The organism is Nonomuraea sp. NPDC052129 (assembly GCF_040680095.1).
Classification (GTDB): domain Bacteria; phylum Actinomycetota; class Actinomycetes; order Streptosporangiales; family Streptosporangiaceae; genus Nonomuraea.
The window spans coordinates 120,486-146,377 of the sequence record NZ_JBFAVX010000001.1; the positions used below are offsets into that span (position 1 = coordinate 120,486).

The following is a 25,892-nucleotide window of genomic DNA, read 5'->3' on the forward strand; positions in this document are numbered from 1 at the left end:
TGAGCCCCTCACACCTTGAGCGCCTCACGCAGCGCCTCGGCGGAGGTGAAGCGGACGCCCGTCATGCCCGCGCGCTCGGCCCCGGCGACGTTCTCCGCGCGGTCGTCGATGAACACGATCTCGGCCGGGTCGGCGTCGAGGTCGGCCGCCATCCGGTCGAAGATCTCCCGGTCCGGCTTCACCAGGCCCATCCTGCCGCTGTAGAAGCGATGCTTGATGTTCGCGATCCAGGGCAGCCCGTCCAGGCCGTCGGCCAGGCAGGCGGGCGCGTTGGACAGCAGGGCTACGTTGCCGCCGTCGTCCAGGAGATCGTTCAGGATGGCGACCGTCCCCTCGTCCGGGTAGGCCCAGCTGGCCACGTCCATCGCGACCAGCCGGGCGATCTCGGCGATGGTGGCCGACCGGCCGAGCACCGCCGACCAGTAGGCGGCCGGAGACAGCGCCGCCCGGTCGAACTCCAGGCGGTGCTCCCAGTAGCCCCGCTTGAACGCCTCGGGATCGGCGTTCACCGCCTGGGCCATCTCGTCGGCGTCGGACTCGGACTGGGGCAGGGACAGCACGTTGCCGTAGTCGAAGACAATCCACGTCATGGCAGGAATGGTCGCAGATGCGGGTCGAGCGCCGGGCAACCCAGGTATTTCTCGGCGGTGTGGAAGTCGATCCAGTCGAGATTGACGAGTTCCTCCACGTCCACGCCGGTGAAGCTGCCGCAAAGATCGGGTGGGATGGCCGCGATGTCGTCTTTGTCGGCGATGTTCACCCAGCGCTTGACGCCGGCGGGCCGGCTGCCGAGGCCGTTGATCGGGGCGGGCAGGAGGCGCTCGAAGATCACGTTGCGCATGCCGAGCGGGCTGCCGAGAGTGATGAGCAGGTCGACCTCGAGGTCCGGGTTGGCCCAGAGCGTCTCATAGGCCACGACGCTGCCCAGCGAATGGGCGATCACCACCCGGGGGCTGTGCTTCCTGATCGTGTCGCGGACGGCCTCCTGGCACCTCTCGCGCCGGGCCGGGTCGGTCAGGTAGGCCGCCACCTCCGGCGCGAACAGCGACGCGAACGCCGCCGACCTGCTGTCGAGCCGGGCCAGCAGCCACCCGGTGAACAACTTGAGCGCTCCGGTGAAGCGCTCCCCCAGGCCCATGTTCCTGGCCCAGTCGACGAGCACCTGGTGGGCGGAGCCCTGCATGGCCGCGAACGCCTGCGGGCCCTCCGTGGGCCGGCCGTCGTGCAGCAGATGGGAGAAGTAGGCCACCTCGCTGAAGTAGGCCCGGTTTTCGCCCCCGAGGGCCGCCTGTAGGTAGCGGTCCCACTTGAGGCGCATCGCCTCCGCAGCCCCGGTCGCGGAGTTGCCCGCCGCTACGTAGTAGTTGTACTTGCCGATCCCGTGCACGCCGACGATGCCCGCCACAGCGCCCTCCCTGTTTCCCCGTGATTCCAGGCGATGGTGACACACCTCACTTGCAGATCGTTTGCCGGTTTAGCCTTGCCTAAAGGTTTAGGTAGAGCTAAAGTTGAGTCACCAGGAACCGAACGCTGAGAGCGAGACCGAGATGGCCTTTCGCCGGAGCATGCCTGACGAGGTGAGCCCGGGCGGTCTCGCCCAGGACGCCGTCGACGAGATCACTTGGTATATGCGTGAACACAAGGTCTCGCGGGCCGATCTGGCCGCCTCGATGGGCGTGTCGCCGGGCCGGGTGAGCCAGATCCTGTCGGGGGACGAGAACCTCACGCTCCGCACTCTCGGCGCCGTGGTCAAGGCGCTCGGCGCCCGCATCGAGTTCACGCTGAGCGAGGCCGAGGAGAAGTCCATCCTGCTCGTCGAGGAGACTCGCGGCTCTCATGAGTGAAGCCTGAGCGGCGCGTCTCAGGGGTGAGGTCTGAGCGGCGTGGCGATTCGTGACCGCGTCGGCGGTACGAACCTGGGCAGCGACCGATACCCGCTCCGGTAGGCCGAGGCCAGCAGCCGCAGCACGTCGTTCTCGGCGTCATGCCGGAGGATGCCGTGTAACCGGGTCAGATCATTGATGTAGCGCTCATACCTGGCCAGCCGCGTGTGCCGGGAGCCGCGCAGCGCGGTGATCACCTTGGACCGCGACGCCCCGTCCTCGACCAGCGCGGCCACGTCCAACCGCCGCTCGATCGCGTCGAGCCTGGCGTGCACCCGCTCCTTCCTGCGCTCCTCCACCGAGAGCCGCTCGCCGATGCGCTCGTGGTAGCGGTTGGCGGCCAGGCTCAGCTCGTAGACGCTCCACGAGTCGTCGACCCGCTTCTCGCACCAGACCCGCTGGTCCTCGGCCATCGCCTGGTCGAGCTTGGCCAGCAGCGACACCAGCCAGAACGTCGCCGCCTCCTTGGCCAGCGAGCGCCGGTCGTCCTCGCGGGAGCGCACCTGGCTCAGCCACAGGCCGCCCGGCGCGACCGCGCCCAGCACCGTGGACAGATAGTTGTTCAGCAGCTCACCGCCCACCAGCGCCACGGCCGAGGAGACCAGCCCGGTCAGCAGGATGATGACGACCGCCAGCCACCAGCCGCCGGGCCCGAACGGCCGGCCCTTGCCCTGGCAGCGGAGTAAAAGGAATCCGGTGGCGGAGGCGATGGCCAGGGGCACCGTCAGGGCTATCTGCGTCGCTGTCACGTGCACCAGGGCCAGCTGCACCGCCGTCGCGTGCACCACGGAATCGGCCTCCCCCACAGATCGTTCATTCCATAGTCGCAGCGGCGTTACCGATTTAAAATCCCATTGCTTTCGGCATATGTAGCTCAGATACGGTGACATTCCACTTCGGAGAACAGGAGCACCCCGCCATGCCCGGCCCGCTGGTCGTCAACGACTCGGTCGTCATCCCGGACGCCGAGCTCGTCTGGCGTTTCTCCCGCTCTTCAGGCCCGGGCGGCCAGGGCGTCAACACCACGGACAGCCGGGTGGAGCTCGTCTTCGACGTGTCGGCCACCACGGCGCTGCCGCCAGAGCTCAAGGCCCGCGCCCTCGACCGGCTCGGCTCCCCCACGATCACCATCGCCGCCTCTGAATACCGCTCCCAGCTGCGCAACCGCGAGGCCGCCGAACAGCGCCTGGCCCAGCGCATCCGCGAGGCCATCGCGCCCCCGCCCAAGCGCCGCCGCGCCACCAAGCCCAGCCGGGGCTCGGTCGAGCGCCGCATCGCCAGCAAGAAGCTCCGCTCCGACGTGAAACGCCTGCGCCGCAGCCCCTGACCCAGCCACCATGGATCGCGTCCATGCCGAAGGACTCGCCGTAGACCGGGGCCGGGACTATGCCGAAGGGCCCGCCAGGACGAGCCGGGGCGTGAACACGGGCCGCGTCCTGTGCGGTACGGGGCAGAGCTGGCCGACCACTTCCCGTACCTGGTCGCGCAGGTAGAGCGCCGTCAGACGGCCCTGGTCGTCGAAGTGCGGGCAGGTGGGCGAGAGCACCAGCTCCGTGCCCATCACGACCGCGCCGGCGCCGGTGAGCTCCTTGAACAGCTCGGCCTGCGCCCACATGGCGCCGCAGGCGCGCACGCTGGCGCTCATCACGGCGACGTGCTTGCCCGCCAGGCGCCCACCGCTCGACATCCAGCGCAGCGCGTGGCCCAGCTCAGCCGGGAGCAGGCTGTGCTCGGGCGCGGTGATCAGCACCGCGTCGGACTCGTCCAGCTTGCGCAGCAGGCCCCCGACCTGCTCCGGTACGGGACCGAGGGAGTGAGGCGGGACCGTGCCGAGCCCCCGCCAGCACTCCAGGCGCGCCCCCCGGGGAAGCTCACCCTCCATTGCCTCCAGCAACCTGGTGATGAACGATCCCGCGTGGAGGCTCGCGGCGATCCCGAAGATTCTCACCCTTCACTCCCAGGGATGTTGATGTGTGGCCCGTAGTCCTGAACCTTCCCGATGTCGCGGATGTCCAAGACCATCTCCGGGTCAAGAGGGGGCACGGGCTTACCGGATGATGGGCCGATGGAATATATACGCGTGGGAACGTCGGGTCTGAAGGTGTCGCGGATCGGCCTGGGCATGATGAGCTACGGCGACCCGGCGGACTCGCCCTGGTTCCTGCCCGAGGAGGCCGCCGAGCCGATCGTGCGCCGGGCGGTGGACGGCGGGGTGACCTTCTTCGACACCGCCGACATGTACTCCGGCGGCGTCAGCGAGAAGATCACCGGCAGCCTGCTGCGCCGGCTCTTCGACCGCCGCGAGGACTACGTACTGGCGACCAAGGTCGGTTACCCCATGGGCAAAGGGGTCAACGATCGCGGGTTGTCGCGCAAGCACATCCTGGACTCGATCGACGCGTCACTGCGGCGGCTCGGCACCGACCACGTGGATCTGTACCAGATCCACCGCTGGGACGACGAGACGCCCGTCGAGGAGACCATGCGGGCGCTGGACGACGTGGTCAGGGCGGGCAAGGCCCGCTACATCGGGGCTTCCCTCATGTACGGCTGGCAGCTGGCCAAGGCGCAGCACGTGGCGAAGGCGGCGGGGTTGACCAGGTTCGTGTCGATGCAGACCCGCTACAACCTCGCCTACCGGGAGGAGGAGCGCGAGGTGCTTCCCTACTGTGCCGACCAGGGGCTGGGCGTGCTGCCGTACAGTCCGCTCGCCCGTGGTCTGCTGGCCGGCGGGGAAGGGCGGGCCACCACCAGAGCGGCCCACGAGGACCGTGCGCCCGAGAATGACGGCGTCGTGGCGGCCCTGCGGGCCGTCGCCGGGGAGCGCGGCGTGCCGCCCGCGCGAGTCGCGCTGGCCTGGCTGCTCGGCAAGAAGCCCGGCAACGGCACGGCGGTCGGGCACGCGGCGAGCGCCGTCGCCGCGCCGATCGTGGGGGCGACGCGCCCCGGCCACCTCGACGACGCGCTCGCCGCCGTGGACCTCGTCCTCGCCCCTGACGAGGTCGCCCGCCTGGAGGCCCCTTACCGGCCGCGCGAACCGTTCGGCTATGGCTGGTGATCGGCAGACGAGCCTGGCCCGTGAGGTCCGGCCGCGCGGCGACCGGAGGTACTCGACCGGGCCAGGAATCGAGCCGGGCGGCGTCAGGAGCGGCCCGGACTCTCGATCAGCGCTGGGCGGCGCGAGCCTTGCGTTCGGCTCGGCGCTCGACGAACCTGGCCGCCGTCGTCTCCGTCTTGGCCAGGAACTCGGCCAGCTCCTCCCGGGCCTGCTCCCCGCCCGCGTCGAGGCCGGTCTTGTCGAACACCGACCACTGCTTCAGCACCGGCATGAGCACGTCGTCGAGGTGCAGGCGCAGGTCGTAGATGCCCTCGTGGGCGATGATCATCGCCTTGCGGGTGAAGCCCTCGATGCTGGAGCCGGGCATCTGGAAGGTCTTCACGACGTCGGTCACGGCGCGCATGGTCTGGTTGGGGTCCAGCTCGAAGGCGGCCTTGAGCAGGTTGCGGTAGAAGAGCATGTGCAGGTTCTCGTCGGCGGCGATCCTGGCCAGCAGCCGCTCGCAGCCCTCGTCGCCGGAGGCCCGGCCGGTGTTGCGGTGCGCGATGCGGGTGGCCAGCTCCTGGAAGGAGACGTAGGCGAGCTGCTCCAGCATCGTGCCGTACTCGGTGGCGAAGCCCGCCTCCATGTGCGTCATGCGGGCGCGCTCCAGCGCGACCGGGTCGACGGCGCGCGTCACTGTGAGGTAGTCGCGGATCGCGACGCCGTGCCGGCCCTCCTCGGCGGTCCAGCGCCCCACCCAGGTGCCCCACGCGCCGTCACGGCCGAACGTCGTGGCGATCTCGTGGTGGTAGCTGGGCAGGTTGTCCTCGGTGAGGAGGTTGACGATGAGCGAGACCCGGGCGGCCTCGGGCAGCTTCGAGTCGCTGTCCTGCCAGGCCTCGCCGCCGTAGACGCCGTCGAAATCGCGGCCTTCGCTCCACGGAATGTACTCGTGCGGGAACCACTCTTTCGCCATCGCGTTATGGCGGTCGAGCTCCCCGGCGACCACGGGCTCCAGCTCGTGCAGAAGTTGCGTCTGCGTCATCGCCTTCAAGATCGTCTCCCTGTAGGTTACGGTACCGTAAGTTAGGCTACCCGAAGGTCATACCGGCCAAATAGGGTGGTCGTATGCGACCGAGTGTCCGTGGTGTCCTCCTTGACCATGACGAGCAATTAGTGATCTTCCGCCGGACGGTGCCGGGGCGCCAGGTCTACTGGTCCGTGCCCGGCGGCCACGTCGAGCCCCAGGACGCGACCCTGGAGCACACGCTGCACCGGGAACTGCTGGAAGAGCTGGGCGCGACGGTCTCGGGCGTGACCCCGCTGACCACGGTCACTTATCCGTGGCAGGGCGAGGTCAAGACTCAGCACGTATATGGCTGCCGCCTGATCGACATGGACCCGGCTCTGCGGCACGGGCCCGAGTTCGAGGACCCGTCGCGCGGGGTCTACGAGGTCGTCCGGCTGCCGCTGCGGGAGACGGAGATCACCTCCCGGCACGTCATCCCCGAGGCCGTGGCCGCCTACCTGTCGCGCAACATCAGCGCGCTGCCGCGTCTCATCGGCGGTCCTCGATCTCCCACAGATGGTCGATGACGTGCCAGGCGGTCCGCCGCAGGGCGTAGGCGGGCGGCCAGCCGGTGGTCTGCGGCGGCTGCCAGGGGCGTGACAGCACCTCGGCCAGCTCCTCGCGCATGGCGTCGCGGTCCGCCGGGCTCTTGTAGGGCTTGTGCCGTACGTCCACCTTCCGGGCGTAGGCACGCTCCGCCTCCGCGACGTGCGCCACGACCTTCGACAGGTCGCGCCCGCCGCCCCGCGGCCCCTTGCGCAGCTCCTCCGGCGACTCGGCGGTGACCTCGTCGAACAGCTCCCAGGCGGCGCGCAGCAGCGCCACCCGGCGGCCCGCGGTCTCGGCGTCGATCGGCTCCTGGTCGAGCTCGGGAATCGCGAACGGCGCGCCGAAGTCGGTCATCTCGCTGCCCGGCTCGCGGGCGACCACCACGGGATCGCCCGGCTCGAACGACAGCCCGGCCCGCTCGGCGATCACCCGGTAACGCGGCGCGTAGTCCACGAGCAGGCCGATGGCCGCCTCCTCGCCCTTGGCCACGCGGCACCAGCCGGGCCACTCCAGCGAGCAGGCGAAGACCTTCTTGGGGCCGACCTCCAGGTAGATGTGCGTCATACGGGGCACCTTGCCAGGCTTACCTGTCAGCTGATGTCAGGTTCAGATGAGGTCGATGAGGTCCGCTACCGAGTCGACGACCAGCGACGGCCGGTAGGGGAAGCGGTCGATCTGCTCCCGCTGGGTGACGCCGGTGAGCACCAGGATCGTGTAGAGCCCGGCCTCCATCCCGCACACGATGTCGGTGTCCATCCGGTCGCCGATCATCGCGGTGGTCTCGCTGTGCGCCTCGATCTCGTTGAGCGCGCTGCGCATCATCCGCGGGTTGGGCTTGCCGACGAAGTAGGGCTCGACGTCGGTGGCCTTGGTGATCATGGCGGCGACCGCGCCGCAGGCGGGCAGCGAGCCCTCGGTGGACGGGCCGACCGGGTCCGGGTTCGTGGCGATGAAGCGGGCGCCGCCCTCGATGAGGCGGATCGCCCGGGTGATCTGCGTGAAGCTGTAGGTGCGGGTCTCGCCGAGCACCACGTAGTCGGGGTCGAGGTCGGTCAGCACGTAGCCGACCTCGTGCAGCGCGGTGGTCAGCCCGGCCTCGCCGATCACGTAGGCGGAGCCGCCCGGCCGCTGGTCGTCGAGGAACTGGGCGGTGGCCAGCGCCGAGGTCCAGATCGACTCGGCGGGCACCTCCAGGCCGGCGGCCGCCAGGCGTACCGAAAGGTCCCGCTGGGTGTAGATGGAGTTGTTCGTCAGCACCCGGAATTTCTTGCCGGACTCGCTGAGCCGCTTGATGAACACATCCGCACCCGGGACGGGCCGGCCCTCGTGTACGAGGACGCCGTCCATGTCGGAAAGCCAGGAGTTGATCCGCTTACGCTGAGTCACGCGGCCCATCGTACAGAGTGTCCCTTATCGACTTCCCGACCAGCACATGAAGAATGTTGTTCATGTCGTTCACTGAATCCGCGCGGGACCTGCGGGACGAGCTCGTCCGGCTGCGTCAGTCACTGCACACCACTCCCGAGATCGGCCTCGCGCTGCCGCGTACCCAGGAGAAAGTCCTGACGGCGCTCGACGGGCTGCCCCTGGAGATCACCACCGGGAAGGCGCTCAGCTCGATCACCGCCGTGCTCAGGGGCGGCCGGCCGGGTCCGGCGGTGCTGCTGCGCGGCGACATGGACGCGCTGCCGGTCACCGAGCGCAATGATCTGCCCTACCGGTCGCAGATCGACGGGCAGATGCACGCGTGCGGTCACGACCTGCACACCGCCATGCTCGTCGGCGCAGCGCACCTGCTCAGCGCGCGGCGGGCGGAGCTGGCCGGGGACGTCATCTTCATGTTCCAGCCGGGCGAGGAGGGTCACGAGGGCGCCAAGCACATGATCGAGGAGGGCGTGCTGGACGCGGCGGGCGCGCGACCCGTCGCCGCGTACGGGATGCACGTCGTCTCGTCGATGCTGCCCCCGGGCCTGTTCGCCTCCCGGCCCGGGCCGCTCATGGCCGCGGCCGACGTGTTCGAGGTGACGGTGAAGGGACGCGGCGGGCACGGCTCCAGCCCGCACCGCGCGCTCGACCCCATCCAGGCGGGCTGCGAGATGGTGACGTCGCTACAGGCGATGGTGACCAGGACGTTCGACGTGTTCGACCCGGTCGTGGTCACGGTCGGGTCCTTCCACGGCGGCACGGCCGACAACGTGATCCCGGACGAGGCGCGTTTCGAGGCGACGGTGCGCACGTTCTCGCCGGGCAACCGGGAGCTGGTGAAGCGGCGGCTGGTGGAGGTGGTCGAGGGCGTCGCGGCCGCGCACGGGCTGTCGGTCGAGGCGTCGTTCGGCATGGGCTACCCGGTCACCGTGAACGATCCCACCGAGGCGGACTTCGTCTCCAGGACCGCCGAGGAGCTGTTCGGGCCCGGGCGCTACTTCGTCACGCCGCACCCGGTGATGGGTTCGGAGGACTTCTCGTACGTGCTGCAGGCCGTCCCCGGGGCATTCGTCTTCCTGGGGGCGTGCCCGCCCGACCGCGATCCGGCCACGGCGCCGTACAACCACTCCCCCGAGGCGCGGTTCGACGACTCCGTGCTGCCGGACGGCGCCGCCCTGTACGCCTCTCTGGCGCTGTCCCGGCTGGCGTCCTGAGCTGAAGGGGGCCCGATGAAGGCATGGATTCCGGATCCGGACCGGCTGCTGGTCATGGTGGACAAGCCCATGCCGGAGCCGGGCGTCGGGGAGGTGCTGGTCCAGGTCGAGGCATGCGGGGTGTGCCGGACCGACCTGCACCTGGTCGAAGGAGACCTGCCGCCCCGCCACCCCGCGATCTCGCCCGGCCACCAGGTCGTCGGGCGGGTGGTCGGCGGGGACGGGGATGTCGGGCAGCGGGTCGGGGTCGCGTGGCTCCGGTGGACCTGTGGGGCCTGTCGCTACTGCCTGGACGGTAAAGAAAATCTTTGCCTTTCGTCGGCTTATACCGGGTGGGATGCCGACGGCGGTTACGCAGAGTATCTGACGGTGCCCGCCGCCTACGTCTACGCCCTGCCCGAAGGGGCGCCCGCCGAGAAGCTGGCGCCCCTGCTGTGCGCCGGGATCGTGGGCTATCGGGCGCTGCTCCGAGCCGACCTGCCGGAAGGCGGCCGGCTCGGAGTCTACGGGTTCGGCGCGTCCGCCCACCTGACCGCGCAGGCGGCCATCGCCCATGGGGCCGTCGTCCACGTGGTCACCAGGTCCAGCGCCGCCAGGCAGCTGGCCCTGGAGCTGGGCGCCGCCTCCGCCGGAGACCGGCCGCCGGAGCCGCTGGACGCGGCCATCCTGTTCGCGCCCGTGGGCGATCTGGTGCCCGTGGCGCTGGCGGCGCTCGACCGGGGCGGCACGCTCGCCGTGGCCGGGATCCACCTCACCGACATCCCCACGCTGAACTACGAGCGCCACCTGTTCCAGGAACGGACGCTACGGAGCGTGACTGCCAACACCAGGGCCGACGGACGGGCCTATCTCGACCTGTCACTCGGGCGTCCGCCGCACGTGTCGACGACGCCCTATCCCTTCGACAGGGCCGCCTCCGCGCTCCGTGATCTGGCAGATGGGCAGGTCAACGGGGCTGCGGTGCTTATGCTGGGCTAATGGCGCCGAGCGCCATCGACATGGGGCATGAAGGAAAGTTACATTAGCCTCACAACACCTGGAGATTATTGACGTGACCTGTGCGTGACCGTAGGGTCCGGCTAATCCCACGCGATCCTCAAGCAGGTCCGACACTCCCCGGAGCGGTACATGAAGCGACTAGCAGCGGTAGTAGCGTTGCTGGGCCTGGCCACTGCCACAGCGTGCAGCAGTGGCTCCACCAACAAGTCCAGCTCGGGCGGTGGTGGCGGGCTCTTCACCACGATCGACGTCAACCGGCCCGGCCTCGACGCCTCGGCGCCGGCCAACCCGTACAACCCCAAGGGCAACTCCTTCTCGGGCTTCAACGCGATGCGAATCGCGTGGGTCAAGAACCACCTGACGGACCCGAACCAGGCTCTGCCCGGCATCGCGGCGAGCTGGGAGATCGCGCCGGACAACTCCGCGATCACGCTGAAGCTCCAGCCGAACGCCAAGTGGTCCGACGGCAAGCCGGTCACCGCCGAGGACGTCAAGATGTCCATCGGCATCGCCTACACGCAGGGGAGCACGGCCTTCTCGGTCACCCCGGGCGCGGCGGGCGCCGCCGCGGATATCACGGTCGTCGACAACCAGACCTTGAAGATCACGCAGGACATGGCCAGCCCCAGTCCGAAGTTCGCCCGCGGCGTGCTCGACACGGCCGTCCTGCCCGCCCACGTGTGGAGCAGCGTTCTTCCCGCGGACTTCTGGGACAAGCTCAAGACCGCCCGGGGTGACGGCGCGGCGGCGGAGGCGGCTCGCACGGAGATCACCGCCATCGGCCAGAAGGTGATCGCCTTCGCCCCGCCCAAGGACGTCTCCGCCGGTCCGTTCGTGCTGGAGCGGGTCAACCCCGGAGAAGCCCTGCTGGTCAAGAACAAGAACTTCTACAACGCCGCCAACGTGGCTCCGGCGCAGGTGAAGTTCCTCAACTACACCGGCAACGAGCAGATCTGGAACTACCTCACCGCCGGCAAGCTCGACCAGTCCGGATTCGTCGCCGCTCCCACGGACGTGATGAACCGGATCAAGCAGGGCCCGGGCAACGAGGTCATCAAGGGCTACTCGCCGGTGGCCGTGAGCATGGCCTTCAACCAGTCCAAGAAGCCCTATGACAACGTGCACGTGCGCAGGGGCCTGGCCTACCTCATCGACCGCGACCAGGTCACCAAGGTCGCCTCGCCCGAGGGCGGCACGCCGGCCGTCACCACCAGCGGCATCCACCAGAAGGCCGCGCAGGCCTGGATCCCCGACACGCTTCCGAAGCTCGACCCGTACAAGCCCGACGCGGCCAAGGCCGAGGCGGAGTTCAAGTCGGCCGGGCTGACGAAGAAGGACGGCAAGTGGACGCTGGCCGACGGCAAGCCGTGGAAGGTGTCCATGCACGCGCCGGCCGGCTTCTCCGACTGGCTGTCGGCGCAGGAGAACATCAAGAGCCAGCTGATCAAGGCCGGCATCGACGCGGAGATCCAGACCAGCCCCGACTACCCCGTCTACCTTGAGGAGCTGGCGGCCGGCAAGTACGACGTGGGCTTCTGGCTCATGGCGCTCGGCCCGGCGCCGTACGACATCTTCCAGCGCCTCTACGGTGCCTCCAACGGCTGGACCAACGTCGCGGGCAAGATCGAGCACTCCCCGGCGGGCAAGGGCGGCAACTGGATGGGCGGCCCCGAGCAGATCGACGTCAACGGCACCAAGATCGACCCGGGTGAGCTGACCGGCAAGCTGAACTCGGCCAACGAGGAGGCGGCCAAGCCGATCATGGCGCAGCTGGCGACGGCGGCCAACCAGGACCTGCCGGTCATCCAGCTCTGGGACTACGTCAACAACCAGTTCGTCAACAACAGCCGATTCACCGGCTGGCCCCACGACGACGAGATCCTTCGTCTCGGCACCGGCGTGCTCGCGTCCGGTGTGTGGATCCAGCTCGGCATGGTCAAGTCGAAGCAGTAACTTATGACGCTTATCGCACGGCGACTCGCGGGCCACCTGGCCCGCGGTTTCGTCATGATCCTCGTAGTGGCGACGATCAGCTTCTTCATCATCAACAACATCCCGGGCGACCCCATGGCGGCCCAGTACGACAAGCTGCTCCAGAGCGGCATGTCTCCGGAGGCGGCCACGCAGGCCGTCAAGGTGCTGTACGGGTTCCAGCCGACGGGCTCGCTGTGGCAGCAGTACACCGACTACATCGGCGGGCTGCTCCACTTCGACCTCGGCACCTCGGTCAGCCGCCCGGGCCAGCCCGTCCTCGGCGTGCTCGGCGAGGCGGCCAAGTGGACCATCCTGCCGGTGCTGGGGGGCACGCTGCTCAGCTTCCTCGTCGGCGTCATCCTGGGTGTCTACGCGGCCATCAAGCGCAAGAGCAAGCTGGGCGACGCCCTGGCCATCTCCGGTTCGCTGCTGCACGGCATCCCGCAGTATGTGCTGGCGATGCTGCTCGTGGTCATCTTCGCCACGCTCATCCCCATCCTGCCCGCCGACGGGCCGGTGGACATCATGTTCGAGCCGGGCTTCAACGCCGGTTACCTCGGCTCGCTGGCCGAGCACGCGGTGCTGCCGATCGCCACCTACGCGCTGTCGGCCTACGGCGGCTGGGTGCTGGCGATGAAGTCGAGCGTGGTCACCGTGCTCGGCGACGACTTCATCCTGGCCGCCGAGCTGCGCGGCATGAAGCGCTCGATCATCTTCCGCTACATCGCGCGTAACGCGATCCTGCCGCTGTTCACGATCCTCGCCCTGTCTCTGGGGCTGCTCCTCGGCGGTGCGGTGTTCATCGAGAAGATCTTCAACTATCCGGGACTCGGGTGGCTGCTCATCGAGAGCATCAACACCCGCGACTACGCGCTGATGGGCGGGGCGTTCCTGCTGATCACCGCCGCCGTCATCGTGGCGAACATCGTGGCCGACCTGTTCTACACGGTGATCGACCCGCGGGTGCGCAGCGGAGAGGACTCGACATGAGCACCGTGCTGATCCCTGAGACGGCGTCCGCCGCCGCGACCATGCGCCGTAACTTCTGGCTCGGCGTCTGGCGGGTGATGAAGCGCAAGCCCAGCCGGCTGGCCGGGGTGATCATCATCGCCGGCTTCGCGTTCATGGGCGCCTTCGGGCCGATGTTCTATCCGGACCAGCTGCCGGACGACTCCAACGCCATCACCCAGGCGCCGAGCTGGGCGCACTGGTTCGGCACCGACCCCCAGGGCAGGGACGTGCTCGCGCTGGTCATCACCGGCTCCCGCTACGTCCTGCTCAGCGCCGCGGTGACCGCGGTCATCACGGTGGTCTTCGGTACGACGCTCGGCCTGTTCTCCGGGTTCAAGCGGGGCCGCTGGGACAGCGTGCTCATGCGGATCACCGACATGAAGCTCACCATCCCCGGCCTGCCGCTGCTGCTGGTCCTGGCGATGGTCTGGAAGTTCGGCAGCCCGATCCAGATGGGCCTGGTGCTCGGCCTGCTCGGCTGGGGCGGGGTGGCGCGGGCCGTCCGCGCCCAGACGCTCTCCCTGCGCGAACGCGGCTTCATCGAGGCCGCGCGCGGGCTGGGCCTGTCCACGAGGCACATCATCGGCAAGGAACTGCTGCCCAGCATGGCTCCGTACATCGCGATGAACATGCTCATCGCGGTCACCGGCGCCGTCTACGCGCAGGTGGGCCTGTTCTTCCTGGGCGTGCTGCCGTACGAGGCGAACAACTGGGGCGTGATGCTCAACCTGGCCGTGTTCCAGGCGGGCGCCATGATCACGCCGAACGCGCTCGGTTACCTGCTGGGGCCGCTGCTGGCGATCCTGCTGCTCACCCTTGGCATCGTGCTCGTGGTCGACGCCATGGACGAGATCTTCAACCCCCGGCTGCGTGAGGAGTAGCAGTGGCGGACCAAGCGCCGGGAGTGCGCATCGACGGCCTCACGGTCGTCTACAAGACGCCGGCGGGCGAGTTGCCCGCCGTACGCGGCATCAGCCTGACCCTGGAGCCCGGCACGATCACCGGCATCGTCGGCGAGTCCGGCTCCGGCAAGTCCACGCTGGCCTTGTCGCTGCTCAACGCGGTGCAGCCGCCGGGCAGGATCGCGGCGGGCAGCGTGGAGATCGACGGGCTCGGCGACGTGGTCGGGCTCGCGGGCGAGGAGCTGCGCAAGGCCAGGGGCGCCCACATCGGGTACGTCTTCCAGGCCGCCCAGAACTCCCTCAACCCGCTCAAGACGGTCGGCAAGCAACTCCTCGACCTGGGCCGCTCGCACGGCGTCGAGGACCTGCCCGGCCTGGTCCGCGAGGCCAGGGAACTGCTGGGCCGGATGGGCCTGGACGGGGCCAGGGTGCTGGACTCGCACCAGCACGAGCTGTCCGGCGGCATGCGGCAGCGGGTCGGCATCATGCTGGCGCTGGTGCTCAACGCGCACCTGGTGGTGCTGGACGAGCCGACGACCGCGCTGGACATGATCACCCAGGCGAACATCCTGAAGATCGTCCGCGAGGTGCACGCCGAGCGCGGCCTGACCACCCTGGTGATCACGCACGACATCGGCGTGGTGGCCGAGGTGGCCGACCGGCTCGCGGTCATGTACGGCGGACGCCTGGTGGAGCAGGGGCCCACCAGGGAGGTGCTGGGCGCGCCCCGCCATCCCTACACCAGGGGCCTGATCAACGCGATCCCCCGGCTGGTCGGCGACATCGACGAGGCCCGCGCGCTGCCGGGACGGCCGCCGACGCTGGCGACGGTGCCCAAGGAGGGCTGCGTGTTCAGGGAGCGCTGCGCGCTGCGGATGGACGTGTGCGACACCGTCGATCCCTCGGTGGTGGCGGACGGGGCGAGGTTCGTGGCCTGCCACGCGGTGACGGTGAAGGAGCACGCTTCGTGATTACCGGGACGGGCATCACCAAGACGTTCAAGCAGCGCGGCAACATGCTGGGCAAGCGGGAGGTCCCGGCGCTGCGCGGTGTGGACTTCGCGATCGCCAAGGGCGGGTCGGCGTCGTTCATCGGCGAGTCTGGCTGCGGCAAGACCACGCTCGGGCGCATCATCGCCGGGCTGGAGACCTACGACGCGGGCGAGATCGCGATCGACGGGACGCCCATGTCGCCGCTGAAGGTCAAGCAGCGGCAGCCGCACTTCCGCAAGATCCAGATGATCCACCAGGACCCCTACTCGGCGCTGAACCCGACCCGGACGATCTACCAGACCCTCCAGGCGCCGCTGGCGCTGCGGGCCGGGCAGACCGGCCGGCCCAAGGGATGGATCGACGAGCGGGCCGCCGAGGTGCTGTCGCTGGTCGGCCTCGACCCCGGAACGGTCCTGTCGCGCTACCCGCACCAGCTCTCGGGCGGCATGCGGCAGCGCGTCGTGATCGCCCGCGCGCTGACCGTCGACCCCGAGATGCTCGTCGCCGACGAGGCGGTCTCGATGATCGACGTGTCGCTGCGGCTCGGCATCCTGGCGCTGCTGAAGGACCTGCGCGAGCGGCTGGGCGTCAGCGTGCTGTTCATCACGCACGACGTGGCCACCGCGCGCTACATCGGCGGCGACGGCGAGCTGTACGTGATCTACCGCGGCCAGGTCGTGGAGCGCGGGCCGGTGGACACGATCATCGCCGACCCGGTGCATCCGTACACGCAGTCGCTGCTGTCCGCCATCCCCGTCCTGCACGGGCTGGAGCGGCCCGGTGAGGAGCCGGTGGTGCCGCTGGAGCCGCTCGCCGCGGACCAGTCCGACGGCGGGTGCCTGTTCGCGCCCCGGTGCCCGTTCCGGGGCGACGGGTGCACGAGCGAGCGGCCGCTGCTCCAGGTGACGGAGGGCGTACCTCAGGAGCACGCCTGCTACTACCCGCGGCGGCGCAGCGTCATCGCGCGCCCGATGAGCGAGGTGTGACCCCGGTGACCCGGCAGGCCGACGACGCCGACCTCGCGGGCGCCGCGAAGGTGATCCGGCACGCCGACGCCGCCGGCCTCGCGGCCGCCGCAGAGGTGGCGCGGGCAGCGCTGACGCTGGACGGCGGTGAAGGGGCGGCCCTGGTCGAGCGGCTGGCGCGTCCTCCCGCCGGTCGGCGCTGGACCGCCCTGGTGATGGACGGCGGGGTCGTCATGGCCTCGGTGTCCGCCAAGGATCCGGCCGTCGGGCACCTCGATCTGCTGGCCGTACACCCTGACGCGCGGGGGCGGGGGCATGGCCGGGCGCTGGTCGGCGCGGCCGAGGAGTGGCTGCGGTCGGAGGGGGCGACGCAGGCGCGCTTCGCCGGGAACCCGCCCTGCTACGCCTGGCCGGGCATCGACGTGCGCTACACCGCCGCGGCGTGCCTGGCGGAGAGCCTCGGCTACGAGCGCTATCACGTGGCCTGGAACATGACCGCCGACCTCGGCGCGGACCTGTCCGTCGAAGAGGAGCCGGTACGGCTGGCCGAGGCCGGAGTGAGCGTGCACGCGGCCTCGGCCTCGACGGAGCAGGGGCTAGCGGCGGACCGCGAGCGGGTCGCCGCCTTTGTGCGTGAGCACTGGAACGAGAACTGGGCCTGGGAGGCCGCCAACGCCGCCGGGCTGCACTACGCCGAGCGCGACGGGCGGATCCTGGGGTTCGCCGCCTGGGGGGCGCGGCCCGCGTGGTTCGGGCCGATGGGGACGGCGCCCGAGGCGCGCGGGCTCGGCGTGGGCGGCGTGCTGCTGCGCCGCTGCCTGGCCGAGATGCGCGCCGCCGGACTGTCCAGCGCGCAGATCGGCTGGGTCGGGCCGCTGCGGTTCTACTCGCACGCCGTGGGCGCGCGGGCCGAACGCGTCTTCTGGCTCTACCGACGCGATCTGGCGTGATGTCAATAGAGGAGCAGTCCTTCGGGGTGGACGGGGTCAGAGCAGAGGGCACGTGGGTCCTCCCCGGCGTCCAGGCACCTCGTGAGCGTGTCGGAGCCCCACAGGTGGTCCATGAACAGCTCGGGCCCCCACCAGGCCAGCTCGCCCGGGTAGAGCGTGCGAGCCACGTGCAGCATCGACAGGCCGGTCAGCACCGGCCGGTACGTCTCCCGGTCGTGCACGTGCAGCTGGACTCCGTGCACGGTCGTGCCCGCGTGCTTGTGGAACGTCGGCGTGAACCAGGTCTCCCTGAACCGCACCCCGGGCAGGCCGAGCGCGTTGAGCGCGGGCGCGAACCGGTCGTCGACGTACGGGGCGCCGACCAGCTCGAACGGCCGGGTGGTGCCGCGTCCCTCGGAGAAGTTCGTGCCCTCGAACAGCCCGGTGGCCGGGTAGGCGTACGCGGTCTCGACGGTCGGCATGTTGACCGACGGCATCACCCAGGGCAGCCCGGTCTCGGCGAAGGTCATGCCGCGCCGCCACCCGTCCATGGTGACCACGCGCAGGTCCAGGTCGAAGCCGAACAGAGTGGCCAGCTCCCCGGCGGTCCTGCCGTGGCGTACCGGCAGCGGGAACCTGCCGACGAAGCTGGCGAACTCCGGGTCGAGCAGCGGTCCCTCCTCGAGGGTCCCGCCGAGCGGGTTGGGCCGGTCCAGCACCACGAACCGCAGGCCCAGCCGGCTCGCCGCGGCCATCAGGTCGTACATGGTCCAGATGTAGGTGTAGAAGCGGGTGCCGACGTCGGCGATGTCGAAGACCAGCGTGTCGACCCCGGAGCCGGCCACCACCTCGTCCAGTGCCGCGCCGGAGACCTTGTGCGTGTTGAAGACGGGCAGGCCGGTTCTGGGGTCGATCGTGTCGGACTCGCTGCCGTTCGCCTGAGCGGTGCCCCGCATGCCGTGCTCCGGACCGAACAGCGCCGTCAGCGGCACTCCGGCCGTGCTCAGGGCGTCCGTCGTGGGGGTCAGATCAGGCAGGACTCCTGTGGGGTTGGTGATCAGGCCGAGCCGGTCGCCGCCCGCCAGGGTGGGATCCGTGGCCAGCCGTTCAGCGCCAGTGCGTACGTACGTCATGAACCCATTGTCTGAAAGATATTTACAAGAGAGAAGTAGAGGGTGGAAATTAGCGTCATGATTGATCCGCTCCCCGAGCTGCCCACCGAACAGAGCGATCCCCGCTACAGCCAGATCGACCGGCTGCCGACAGAGCAGGTCGCCCGGCTGATGAACCAGGCCGACGCCGCCGTGCCCGCCGCGGTCGCCGTCGCGATCCCGGTCATCTCCGCCGCCATCGACGCGATCGCCGCGCGCATGGCGGAGGGCGGGCGGCTGCTGTACGTCGGCGCCGGTACGTCGGGGCGGCTGGCCGTGCTCGACGCCTCCGAGTGCCCGCCGACGTTCGGCACCGATCCGTCGCTCGTCCAGGGCATCATCGCGGGCGGTCCGGACGCGCTCACCCGCTCCGTCGAGGGTGCGGAGGACGACGCCGAAGCGGGCGCCGCCTCGCTCGCGGAGCTGGAGGTGGGCCCGCTCGACTCGGTGGTGGGCGTGTCGGCCAGCGGGCGGGCGCCTTTCGTGCTCGGCGCGCTGGCGGAGGCGACCCGGCGGGACGCGCTGACCGTCAGTCTTTCGTGCAACGACGGCGCGCCCCTGTCGGCCGCCGCCGAGCACGCGATCGAGGTGGTGGTGGGTCCCGAGGTGGTGACCGGCTCCACCCGGCTCAAGGCGGGCACGGCTCAGAAGCTGGTGCTCAACATGATCTCCACCATCTCCATGGTCCGGCTCGGCCGTACGTACGGCAACAAGATGATCGAAATGTCGGCGATGAACAGCAAGCTGGCGGACCGGGCGCTCCGCATGGTGCGCGACATCACCGGCGCCGACAACGACACGGCGGGCAAGGCGCTGGACGCGGCGGGCGGACAGGCGAAGATAGCGGTGCTGATGATCCAGCACGGGCTCGACGCCGGCGGGGCCCGCGCCCTGCTGGAATCGCACGGCGAGCGGCTCAGCGACGCGCTGAGCAGCTGAGCGACGTGCTGAGCAGCTGAGCGACTGACGGGACGGGCTGTATCACGGGCCGGACTGCTTGACGGACCGGATTCCTGTACGGCCCGGAACTGCTCGTGGGCGCGGTGAACCCACGAGCCGGCGGACTTACGGGAGGCTGAACGATGTCCGATCGGCTGGACGCGATCCTGGCGGACGGCGTGCCGCGTGTGTGCTCGGCGGCGGTGGCGGTGATCTCCGTGGACGGCTCGGTGGCGGCTTCGGCGGTCGCCGGGGAGCTCGTCCGCTATGCCGACCTGGAGGGCACCCTGACCGCCGAGCGACCGGCGGCGGCCCGTGACTCGGTCTTCGATCTGGCCTCGATCAGCAAGCTGTTCACCACGGCCGTGGTGCTGTCGCTGGCCGAGGAGGGCTGCCTGGACCTGGACGAGCCAGTGGCGGCCTGGCTGCCGGGCGCCGACCCCCGGGTCACCCTGCGACGCCTGCTCACGCACACGGCCGGCCTGCAGCCCACCCGCCGCATAGACCTCGAACTGCCCGACGCCGATCCGGCCGCGCGCATGGCGGCGATGGTCGGCACCCCGGTCACCGGCCCGGTCGGCGGGCCGTACCTCTACAGCGACGTGGGCATGGTCATGGTGGGCCGCATCGCCGAACTGGCGGGCGGCGCGCCACTGGACGCGCTGGTCGGCGAACGGGTCACCGGCGTTCTCGGCTTGGCCGACACCGGCTACCGCCCGGTCCCGGCGACGCTCCCGCGCGTCGTCGCCACCGAGTGGAAGCCCGAACGTCAGGGACCCGGCTGTGTGCGCGGCGAGGTGCACGACGAGACCGCGTACGGCCTGGGCGGCGTGGCGGGGCACGCGGGGGTGTTCGCGACGGCCGACGACCTGCTGACGTTCGGCGAGACACTGCGGCTGGGCGGCGGCGCGCTGCTGCGCCCGGAGACCGTGGCCGAGATGGTCCGCGACCAGGGAGCGGAGGGCGCGGCGTTCCGGCACGGCCTCGGCGTGCGGATCGGCGACCCGGCCATCGTGGGACAGCTGGACGCGGCCTTCGGCCATTCCGGCTTCACCGGCACCTCACTGGTCGTCGACCCGGCCCGCCGGTTGACCGTGGTACTGCTGACGAACGCCGTACACCCGGTGCGGGGGCGCGACGGCATCCGCGGCCTGCGCCACGCGGTCGCCGAAGAGGCGCTCCGGCTCGCAACGTCCTGACACCGGACCCCATCGCTCCTGGTCAAGGCGCTGGTGTGGCATCATCCCGAGCGGTATACCGACTATGGAAAGCAGAGGCGCCGAGATGCGTGATGAGCTGACTGTGCGGCCGATGGGGCGGAGCGGGTTGCCGATCACCCCGGTGGGGATCGGGTTGGCCGCGCTGGGCCGGCCGGCGTACATCACGCTCGGCCGGGAGGAGGATCTCGGCGATGATCGCAGCGTCGCCGCGATGCGAGCGCGGACCTGGGCGGTGCTGGATGCGGCGCTGGCGGCCGGCGTACGGTACTTCGACGTGGCCCGCTCCTACGGCAGAGCCGAGGAGTTCCTGGGCGGCTGGCTCCGTGAACGCGCCATCGCGCCCGGGGCCGTGACCGTGGGGTCGAAATGGGGATACGCCTACGTCGGCGACTGGCGGATGGACGCCGACCGGCACGAGGTGAAGGAACTGTCCGCCGACCGGCTGCGCCACCAGCTGGACCAGACCCGAGCGCTATTGGGAGAGCACCTTTCGCTCTACCAGATCCACTCGGCCACCGTCGAGAGCGGCGTGCTCGGCGACGAGGACATCCTGGCCGAACTACGCGAGTTGCGCGCCGGGGGCGTCTCGGTCGGCCTGTCCACGACCGGCCCGCACCAGGCGGACACCATCGACCGGGCGATCGAGATCGGCCTGTTCGACACGGTCCAGGCCACCTGGAACCTGCTGGAGCGATCCGCCGGCCCGGCCCTGACCCGGGCGCACCGGTCCGGCCTGGGCGTGATCGTCAAGGAGGGGGTGGCGAACGGCCGCCTGACCTCCCACGCCGCCCCCGCCGCGCTCACCCGTGCCGCCCGGGAACGCGACGTCACGCCGGACGCCCTGGCCTTGGCCGCCGTCCTGGCCCAGCCGTGGGCCGACGTGGTGCTCAGCGGGGCCGCCTCGGTGGATCAGTTCGGCAGCAACCTGACCGCGACGCGGGCCGGCTGGGACACGGAACTGGACGAGCGCCTGGCCATACTGACCGAGGACCCCCAGACCTACTGGACGACACGAAGCTCGATGAAATGGCAGTGATCACGCGTACGGACTACAAGCACGCGGGTGATTGAATGCGGCTCGCCGCCGGCCCGGCACTCGGTGCGGGTTTCCTCAGGCAGTGGTCGGCAGGCTCTTGAAGCCGGTGATCTCGCGGTCGCCCACCTTGGTCGACACGTCGATGTCACGGGCGCCGTACCATTCGGCGCCCTGCACGGCGGCGACGGGCGCGAGACCGGCGATGGCGAGGATCACGGTGGTCAGGCGCGAGCCGAGGAATTCGGCGAACAGTCTGGCTTGGGGATTCAGCCTTCCCGCGATGCCGTAGGCCATGATCCCGACGGCGCTCATTATGGAGAAGGCCATGGCGATCCAGTGGATGACCTTCAGCGCCTCGACCGTCGTGGCGAGAGCTTTCGAGAGCCGGTCGACCCGCTCGGTGAGCACGTTTCCCGCGGCGATGAACTCCAGCAGACGCAGATCGGCCTCCGCGCTCGAGGCCGCCTGCCACGAGCTCAGCACCGCCTCGCGCACCGCCGCCGTGTCATGGCCGAAGATCTCCCCCAGTTGCCAGGCGAGATCTCGCCACCCGAGCACCGCGCGGTCCAGGGTCTCGTCGGACGGGATGACCAGCGCCGCCCACGCGAGCCCGGCGGCCACCGCGGACCAGCTGAACCTCTGTGCCTTCTTCAGGTTGGCATCGGTGGTCTTGCTCCAGCTCGCCAGCTCGGACTTGGCCCTCCCCAGATCCTTCTCCGTGGTGGCGTAGCCTCTTACCATGTCGCGCTTCCAGCCGTCCGGGTTCGCTTCCCGGAAAGGCGCGATCTGCTGCGGCCATCTCCTGTACATCGAGTCACCTTCCGCGCTCAGGCGGGCGAGCCTCGACTCCAGACCCTCGATCTTGGCGCCGCGGCGCCTGCCCTCCGCCGCGGCCTCGTTCTTCCAGCGGGTACCCGCCGCGACGCGGGTACCCGCACCGGCCGCAAGGCCCGCCGCGCCGGCCAGCCACGGCGCGGTGGACTTGGCGAGGATGCCGAAAGCGCCGCGGAGCTCCTCCCCGAACGACGAGACCTTGTAGAGGTCCGGGTCCTCCTCCCAGGTGTCCTCATCCACGGGGGGCTTCCCGCCGGCCGCCCTGGACTTCGCCACCGCGTCGAGCACGGCCCGTTCGGCGGAGCTCTGCGCCACTGTGAGCGTCCGCTCGGATGCGAACACCCGATCACTCAGGTCGTCCGCCACCTGGACGCCGGTATGGAACTCCGTCCGCAACGAGTCCCAGATGTTGTTGTAGCGGTGCCGGGCCGGCCATTCCCCGGCCGCGCCGAGGGCGAGCGGCGGCAGGGCGACGTGATCTCCCATGCCGAGAAGCGAGTACATACTCTCCCGCATTTCGCTGAGGAGCACCCCCGCGTCGTAGAAACCGCCGTTCCCCAGATCGAAGCCAAGCGACATATGCGCCACCATCTCCTGTCAGTGTCCTAGCTGGATCGACCCTGCCGCGGTACATGATGTCAGTTCGGTCTGTCCGAAAGATCCTTTCCGGACAAACCAGGCAGTGCTCGGTCGCCTGAGGAGAGGCCGGCGGTCGTCGTTCAGGTACCAGCGGCGGGCGGTGGCGACCATCCGTACCGGCTCGACCGTGCGTTCGCGCTCCGCGCCGACGCGTCCGGCGCATCGGAATCGCACCCGCACGGCGTCGCGACAGGCCCGCGCGAGCGCCCGCAGTGCCGCCTCCCCCGCCCCGGCGACCGTGCCCCCCGACGCCATCCGCAGGGACACCGCCGTCGCGATCGCTTCCTCGTCGTCGAGGAGCAGCGGCGGCAGCCGGGTGCCCGCGCCGAGGTGGTAGCCGCCGCGCTCATCGTTCCACAGATCACGGAACGATCCTGTCCGCTATCTGCGGCAGGCTGGACCCATGACCGACCAGACCTGGAACACCCTGCTCCGAGATCAGACCGACTGGCACTGGACCCATCAGGTGCGCCAACGCCTCGACGGGCTCACCGACGACGAGTACTTCTGGGAGCCCGCGCCCGGCTGCTGGAGCGTGCGCCCGCGCGGCACCGGCGACGCACCGGTGCGGGCCGGGTCCGGCGCGATGACCATCGACTTCGCGATGCCGATGCCCGATCCGCCACCGTTCACGACGATCGCCTGGCGGCTCGGGCATGTGATCGTCGGCGTGCTCGCGATGCGCAACGCCGCGCACTTCGGCCGCGCGCCCACCGATTACCAGTCGTTCGAGTACGCCGCGAGCGCGGACGCGGCGCTGGCCCAGCTCGACGCGGAGTACGCCACGTGGCTGGCCGGGGTCGAGTCCCTCGGCGAAGCCGGCCTCGCCCGCCCTTGCGGGAAGGCGGAGGGACCGTACGCCAAGTATCCGCTGTCCGCGCTGGTGCTGCACATCAACCGCGAGCTGATCCACCATCTGGCCGAGGTATGCCTGCTCCGCGACCTCCACCTGCACACCCGGCCGCGCGCCTAGGCGGAAGGTGCCAGGGCTTCCAGGGCCTCCTCCGCGCGGCGCATCGCCTCCTTGGCGTCGCAGGTGACGATCTCCGGGTCGAAGTTCAGGTCATGGAAGACCTCCGTGACGCCCTGGGCCGCCAGTTCGCCGACGTCCGCCCTGATCTGCTCGTAGGTGCCCGTCAGTGGCTGCCGATCCGCAGCGCCTTCCGGGCGTACGCGAGTAACGCCACGGCAGACGAAGCGGAGCGCGTCGGCGTCGCGGCGGCCCGCCTCCGCGGCCGCTGACTTGATCAGCTCGATCCGCCCGGCGACCGCCGACAGGTCCTCCCGGCTCGAACTGATCCAGCCGTCCGCGAGCCGCCCGGCCCGCCGTAGCGCGACGTCGGCGGTGCCGCCGAGCAGGATGGGCGGCACCGGCGACGGCTTGGGGTCGATGTGGGAGCGCGGCACCTGGTAGAACTCCCCGCGGTGCTCGACCACCTCGTCCTGCCACGCCTTGCGCAGGACCTGGACGAACTCCTCGCCCCTGCGCCCCCGGTGCTCGAAGCCGACTCCCGCCGCCTCGAACTCCTCCCGCAGCCACCCCAGCCCGAGCCCGGCCGTCAGCCTGCCCATGGAGACGCTCTGCAGGGTCGCGAGCTGCTTGGCCAGCGGCACCGGCTGGACGAAGGCGTTGACGATCGCCACGCCCAGCCGGATCGTGCTGGTCACCCCGGCCAGGTAGGCGAGCGTCACGAGCGGGTCGTGCACGCTGCGATATGTCGGTCCCATCGGATGCCCCACCGGATAGAGCACCCGCTGGAAGGTCCAGAGCTCGTGATATCCCAGCTCCTCGGCGCGGGCGGCGACACGACGCATGTTGCCCGGCGTGGCCCACGGCCCGGATTGGGGCACGGCGAAACCTATTCTCATGACCTCTAGTCTGTACGAGTGGCTCTGGAGGAGGAGCTGGCGGGGATCGCCGGCGCTTATGGCGGCACGGGCGACATCGTGCGCCATCCGACACGTACGGACGTGGTGGTTCTGCGCCGGGGCGAGGTGGTGGTGAAGGCGCACTCGGCGCGCGACGAGGTGGAGTCGCTGCGGCCGAGGCTGCGCGCGGCCGCGTCGGCGGCGCTGAGCGGCCTGATGCTGGCACCGCTGGATCCCGAGGTGCTGACGGTGGCGGGCCGCGCCGTCACGGTGTGGCCGGCGGGCCGTCCGGTCTCCCAGGACGCCCCCGACTCCGCGCCCTGGGAGGAGGGGGCCAGGCTGCTCGCCCGGTTACACGCCGTCCCCCTGACGCTGTTACCGCCGCTGCCCGCGGCCGGAGGACCGGCTCGGGCCGCCCGCGCGGTGCGGCGGATGCCCGGCGACGGTCCCGTCGAGCAGCTCGTACGCCGGGCGTTCAGCGAGCTCCCCGAGCCCGAGCCGGGCCCCGGGCTGCTCACCCACGGCGACTGGCACCTGGGCCAGCTCGTCTGCCGCGACCGCTGGCTGCTCATCGACGTCGACGACCTGGGCGTCGGCGACCCCGCCTGGGACCTGGCCAGACCGGCCGCCTGGTATGCCGCGGGGCTGCTCGACCCGGCCGTCTGGGACCGGTTCCTGGGCGCCTACCTCGCCTCCGGCGGGCCCGCGCTCGGCCGGGGCGACGACCCGTGGCAATGGCTGGACCTTCCCGCCCGGGCGCTGACCGTGCAACTGGCCGCCGTGGCGGTGCTCAACGCCTTCCGGGAGCATCGGGAACTGGACGAGGTGGAGCATTCGTTGGTCGAGTCGTGCAACAGAATCGTCCGAGCGTGACGGTGTTTCGCGCGGTAGGTTCTTCCCTAAACTCCAAGCCGAGGAGAGCGTGAAATGCAGTGCCCGAAGTGCCGCGGCAATATGCGGACATATGAGCGTAATGGCGTCCACATCGAGCAGTGCGACAACTGCCGGGGGATCTTCCTCGACTATGGCGAGCTCGAGACGCTGACCCGGATGGAGTCGCAGTACCACGCCGCTCCGCCGCCCGCGCCGGGCCCGGCGTGGGGTGCTCCCCAGCACCACGGTGGCGGCCACCACTACGGCCACCACCGTGGCCAGCGCAGCTGGGTGGGCATGCTGTTCTCGACCTGATCCAGTCTCGGCCCGATCAGGCCTGCTCCCCCGATCCAGCGGGCCGCGTACTCCGACTCCGAGT

28 protein-coding genes and 1 pseudogene are annotated in these 25,892 nt (G+C 70.2%); 18 read left to right on the forward strand and 11 right to left on the reverse strand.

The annotated features are described in order from the left end of the window. Positions 1–8 precede the first annotated feature (8 nt). Complete coding sequence (locus AB0L53_RS00540) at positions 9–590, reverse strand: HAD family phosphatase (protein WP_363988300.1); 582 nt, start codon at positions 588–590, stop codon at positions 9–11. Beyond that, positions 587–1,405 carry a hypothetical protein gene (locus tag AB0L53_RS00545; RefSeq protein ID WP_363988303.1) on the reverse strand — a complete coding sequence of 273 codons (819 nt, stop codon included), beginning with the start codon at positions 1,403–1,405 and terminating at the stop codon, positions 587–589. Before AB0L53_RS00545 ends, AB0L53_RS00540 begins: the two co-directional genes overlap by 4 nt. A 160-nt stretch (positions 1,406–1,565) precedes the next feature. Between AB0L53_RS00545 and AB0L53_RS00550 the strand changes: the two genes are divergently transcribed. Next, positions 1,566–1,844, forward strand: a complete 279-nt coding sequence (locus AB0L53_RS00550; protein WP_363988305.1) for a helix-turn-helix transcriptional regulator — start codon at positions 1,566–1,568, stop codon at positions 1,842–1,844. 17 nt (positions 1,845–1,861) lie between these two features. Here AB0L53_RS00550 and AB0L53_RS00555 read toward each other — a convergent pair whose 3' ends face one another. Then, positions 1,862–2,689, reverse strand: coding sequence for a hypothetical protein (locus AB0L53_RS00555; RefSeq protein ID WP_363988308.1), 828 nt, complete (start codon positions 2,687–2,689; stop codon positions 1,862–1,864). Between the two features lie 113 nt (positions 2,690–2,802). Here AB0L53_RS00555 and arfB point away from each other — a divergent pair, with 113 nt between their 5' ends. Continuing rightward, positions 2,803–3,210, forward strand: coding sequence for an alternative ribosome rescue aminoacyl-tRNA hydrolase ArfB (gene arfB / locus AB0L53_RS00560; protein WP_363990301.1), 408 nt, complete (start codon positions 2,803–2,805; stop codon positions 3,208–3,210). Between the two features lie 57 nt (positions 3,211–3,267). On the opposite strand, the gene AB0L53_RS00565 is transcribed toward arfB, so the two are convergent. Further along, positions 3,268–3,831, reverse strand: coding sequence for an NAD(P)H-dependent oxidoreductase (locus AB0L53_RS00565; RefSeq protein WP_363988311.1), 564 nt, complete (start codon positions 3,829–3,831; stop codon positions 3,268–3,270). Between the two features lie 117 nt (positions 3,832–3,948). Between AB0L53_RS00565 and AB0L53_RS00570 the strand changes: the two genes are divergently transcribed. Then, a complete protein-coding gene (locus tag AB0L53_RS00570) occupies positions 3,949–4,941 on the forward strand; it encodes an aldo/keto reductase (protein WP_363988314.1) in 993 nt (330 codons plus the stop codon). Positions 4,942–5,047: 106 nt separating this feature from the next. Here the strand turns inward: AB0L53_RS00570 and AB0L53_RS00575 are convergent, their stop codons facing one another. Continuing rightward, positions 5,048–5,968 (reverse strand): acyl-ACP desaturase, encoded by a 921-nt coding sequence (locus AB0L53_RS00575; RefSeq protein WP_358555857.1) that lies wholly within the window; start codon positions 5,966–5,968, stop codon positions 5,048–5,050. An 83-nt stretch (positions 5,969–6,051) separates the two neighbouring features. Here AB0L53_RS00575 and AB0L53_RS00580 point away from each other — a divergent pair, with 83 nt between their 5' ends. Then, positions 6,052–6,519 carry an NUDIX hydrolase gene (locus tag AB0L53_RS00580; protein ID WP_363988317.1) on the forward strand — a complete coding sequence of 156 codons (468 nt, stop codon included), beginning with the start codon at positions 6,052–6,054 and terminating at the stop codon, positions 6,517–6,519. On the opposite strand, the gene AB0L53_RS00585 is transcribed toward AB0L53_RS00580, so the two are convergent. Together AB0L53_RS00585 and AB0L53_RS00590 are read right to left on the reverse strand one after the other, a co-directional pair. Continuing rightward, positions 6,482–7,105: a hypothetical protein gene (locus AB0L53_RS00585; RefSeq protein ID WP_363988320.1), complete on the reverse strand. Its 624-nt coding sequence runs from the start codon at positions 7,103–7,105 to the stop codon at positions 6,482–6,484. The two genes, AB0L53_RS00580 and AB0L53_RS00585, sit on opposite strands and share 38 nt — an antisense overlap. A gap of 42 nt (positions 7,106–7,147) precedes the next feature. Continuing rightward, a complete protein-coding gene (locus AB0L53_RS00590) occupies positions 7,148–7,936 on the reverse strand; it encodes an HAD-IIA family hydrolase (RefSeq protein ID WP_363988323.1) in 789 nt (262 codons plus the stop codon). A gap of 53 nt (positions 7,937–7,989) precedes the next feature. Between AB0L53_RS00590 and AB0L53_RS00595 the strand changes: the two genes are divergently transcribed. The 8 genes from AB0L53_RS00595 to AB0L53_RS00630 all read left to right on the forward strand — a co-directional run bounded on the left by AB0L53_RS00595 (position 7,990) and on the right by AB0L53_RS00630 (position 16,973). Then, complete coding sequence (locus AB0L53_RS00595; RefSeq protein ID WP_363988325.1) at positions 7,990–9,180, forward strand: M20 family metallopeptidase; 1,191 nt, start codon at positions 7,990–7,992, stop codon at positions 9,178–9,180. Positions 9,181–9,195: 15 nt separating this feature from the next. Continuing rightward, positions 9,196–10,158: a zinc-binding alcohol dehydrogenase family protein gene (locus AB0L53_RS00600; RefSeq protein ID WP_363988328.1), complete on the forward strand. Its 963-nt coding sequence runs from the start codon at positions 9,196–9,198 to the stop codon at positions 10,156–10,158. A gap of 150 nt (positions 10,159–10,308) precedes the next feature. Then, positions 10,309–12,132, forward strand: coding sequence for an ABC transporter substrate-binding protein (locus AB0L53_RS00605; protein ID WP_363988331.1), 1,824 nt, complete (start codon positions 10,309–10,311; stop codon positions 12,130–12,132). Positions 12,133–12,135: 3 nt separating this feature from the next. After that, entirely contained in the window at positions 12,136–13,143 is a 1,008-nt protein-coding gene (locus AB0L53_RS00610) for an ABC transporter permease (RefSeq protein ID WP_363988334.1), read from the forward strand. Further along, entirely contained in the window at positions 13,140–14,045 is a 906-nt protein-coding gene (locus tag AB0L53_RS00615) for an ABC transporter permease (protein WP_225291508.1), read from the forward strand. The genes AB0L53_RS00610 and AB0L53_RS00615 overlap by 4 nt, the downstream gene beginning before the upstream one ends. 2 nt (positions 14,046–14,047) lie before the next feature. Next, entirely contained in the window at positions 14,048–15,037 is a 990-nt protein-coding gene (locus AB0L53_RS00620; RefSeq protein WP_363988337.1) for an ABC transporter ATP-binding protein, read from the forward strand. Beyond that, entirely contained in the window at positions 15,034–16,044 is a 1,011-nt protein-coding gene (locus AB0L53_RS00625) for an ABC transporter ATP-binding protein (RefSeq protein ID WP_363988340.1), read from the forward strand. The genes AB0L53_RS00620 and AB0L53_RS00625 overlap by 4 nt, the downstream gene beginning before the upstream one ends. Further along, on the forward strand, positions 16,041–16,973 hold the full coding sequence (locus AB0L53_RS00630) for a GNAT family N-acetyltransferase (RefSeq protein WP_363988342.1): 933 nt from the start codon (positions 16,041–16,043) through the stop codon (positions 16,971–16,973). The genes AB0L53_RS00625 and AB0L53_RS00630 overlap by 4 nt, the downstream gene beginning before the upstream one ends. 2 nt (positions 16,974–16,975) lie before the next feature. Here AB0L53_RS00630 and AB0L53_RS00635 read toward each other — a convergent pair whose 3' ends face one another. After that, positions 16,976–18,085: a DUF1343 domain-containing protein gene (locus tag AB0L53_RS00635; protein WP_363988345.1), complete on the reverse strand. Its 1,110-nt coding sequence runs from the start codon at positions 18,083–18,085 to the stop codon at positions 16,976–16,978. Positions 18,086–18,142: 57 nt separating this feature from the next. Here AB0L53_RS00635 and murQ point away from each other — a divergent pair, with 57 nt between their 5' ends. The 3 genes from murQ (at position 18,143) to AB0L53_RS00650 (ending at position 21,298) form a co-directional block, all read left to right on the forward strand. Beyond that, positions 18,143–19,042 carry an N-acetylmuramic acid 6-phosphate etherase gene (gene murQ / locus AB0L53_RS00640; RefSeq protein WP_363988348.1) on the forward strand — a complete coding sequence of 300 codons (900 nt, stop codon included), beginning with the start codon at positions 18,143–18,145 and terminating at the stop codon, positions 19,040–19,042. 143 nt (positions 19,043–19,185) lie between these two features. After that, positions 19,186–20,241: a serine hydrolase domain-containing protein gene (locus AB0L53_RS00645; protein WP_363988351.1), complete on the forward strand. Its 1,056-nt coding sequence runs from the start codon at positions 19,186–19,188 to the stop codon at positions 20,239–20,241. An 85-nt stretch (positions 20,242–20,326) separates the two neighbouring features. After that, complete coding sequence (locus AB0L53_RS00650) at positions 20,327–21,298, forward strand: aldo/keto reductase (RefSeq protein WP_363988354.1); 972 nt, start codon at positions 20,327–20,329, stop codon at positions 21,296–21,298. 75 nt (positions 21,299–21,373) lie between these two features. On the opposite strand, the gene AB0L53_RS00655 is transcribed toward AB0L53_RS00650, so the two are convergent. Beyond that, a complete protein-coding gene (locus AB0L53_RS00655; RefSeq protein ID WP_363988357.1) occupies positions 21,374–22,711 on the reverse strand; it encodes a hypothetical protein in 1,338 nt (445 codons plus the stop codon). Positions 22,712–22,852: 141 nt separating this feature from the next. Then, a pseudogene (locus AB0L53_RS00660) lies at positions 22,853–23,113 on the reverse strand (WYL domain-containing protein); the annotation flags it as partial. A 61-nt stretch (positions 23,114–23,174) separates the two neighbouring features. Here AB0L53_RS00660 and AB0L53_RS00665 point away from each other — a divergent pair. Then, positions 23,175–23,744 carry a DinB family protein gene (locus tag AB0L53_RS00665; RefSeq protein WP_363988360.1) on the forward strand — a complete coding sequence of 190 codons (570 nt, stop codon included), beginning with the start codon at positions 23,175–23,177 and terminating at the stop codon, positions 23,742–23,744. On the opposite strand, the gene AB0L53_RS00670 is transcribed toward AB0L53_RS00665, so the two are convergent. After that, complete coding sequence (locus AB0L53_RS00670) at positions 23,741–24,640, reverse strand: TIGR03619 family F420-dependent LLM class oxidoreductase (protein WP_363988363.1); 900 nt, start codon at positions 24,638–24,640, stop codon at positions 23,741–23,743. The two genes, AB0L53_RS00665 and AB0L53_RS00670, sit on opposite strands and share 4 nt — an antisense overlap. An 18-nt stretch (positions 24,641–24,658) precedes the next feature. Between AB0L53_RS00670 and AB0L53_RS00675 the strand changes: the two genes are divergently transcribed. Next, positions 24,659–25,513, forward strand: coding sequence for a phosphotransferase (locus AB0L53_RS00675; protein WP_363988366.1), 855 nt, complete (start codon positions 24,659–24,661; stop codon positions 25,511–25,513). Between the two features lie 54 nt (positions 25,514–25,567). Next, positions 25,568–25,828 (forward strand): zf-TFIIB domain-containing protein, encoded by a 261-nt coding sequence (locus AB0L53_RS00680; protein ID WP_358432879.1) that lies wholly within the window; start codon positions 25,568–25,570, stop codon positions 25,826–25,828. Positions 25,829–25,892: the final 64 nt, after the last annotated feature.